This window comes from Pseudomonadota bacterium, from assembly GCA_026388255.1.
Taxonomy (GTDB): Bacteria; Desulfobacterota; Syntrophorhabdia; order Syntrophorhabdales; family Syntrophorhabdaceae; genus JAPLKB01.
In genome coordinates, this window is the sequence record JAPLKC010000043.1 from 102,952 (window position 1) to 103,596 (window position 645).

The 645-nt window shown below is 40.6% G+C and carries 2 protein-coding genes; one reads left to right on the plus strand and one right to left on the minus strand.

Annotated features, from left to right (window positions below):
- Positions 1 to 139 precede the first annotated feature (139 nt).
- Positions 140 to 271, minus strand: a complete 132-nt coding sequence (locus NT178_06210; GenBank protein MCX5812123.1) for a hypothetical protein — start codon at positions 269 to 271, stop codon at positions 140 to 142.
- 111 nt (positions 272 to 382) lie between these two features.
- On the opposite strand from NT178_06210, the gene NT178_06215 reads away from it, so the two are divergent.
- Positions 383 to 645: transposase (locus tag NT178_06215; protein ID MCX5812124.1), on the plus strand; the 263-nt coding region annotated here is incomplete at its 3' end.

The following is a 645-nucleotide window of genomic DNA, read 5'->3' on the forward strand; positions in this document are numbered from 1 at the left end:
TTTTAAACATGGCACACTCCTTTTAATGCTTTTTTTATAATGTTTAAACAAAAAACGCCGGTTGTCAAATAAAAAAACCTTTAACTACAGTGAATCTCCCGTCAAACGAGAGCAGGCGTCGTCAGTGAATAGTGAACAGCTAAAAGCATTTTATTAAACCAGTAATCATTTTATTGGTTTCATTAATGTTGGCATGGATATCCATACCTTCAGCCTTCTTCAAGTCTTTGAAATTCATCATCTTATCTTCCACAACTATTCCCGCCTTCATCTCGCTTCACAAGTCCGCTTATCTTTTCCACTATTCACTATTCACTAATGACGTAAGATGTTTTTAGTAGACACAAAAGTTGATGTACAATACGACAATGGAGGTGTCAGAATGAAAAGAATTCCCAATGCAGTTTACACAAAGGAGTTCAGAGAGGAAGCGGTGAAGATGGTTACGGAAGGAGGGCTGAGCGTGTCGGAAGTAGGACGCAGGTTATCGGTTTCTTCCTCGACGATACGATACTGGCTTAATGCAGACAGAGAAGGTGCATTATCAGACGTCGGTAAACAACAGAGACCTCTCACAGAGATAGAGATGGAACTTGCCCGTGTAAAGCGTGAACTGGCTCAGGTGAAGATGGAGCGTGATTTCTT

Coding starts and splice junctions, on each gene's coding strand:
- NT178_06210 (MCX5812123.1), bottom strand. CDS start 271: ATGAAGGCGGGAATAGTTGTGGAAGATAAGATGATGAATTTCAAAGAC.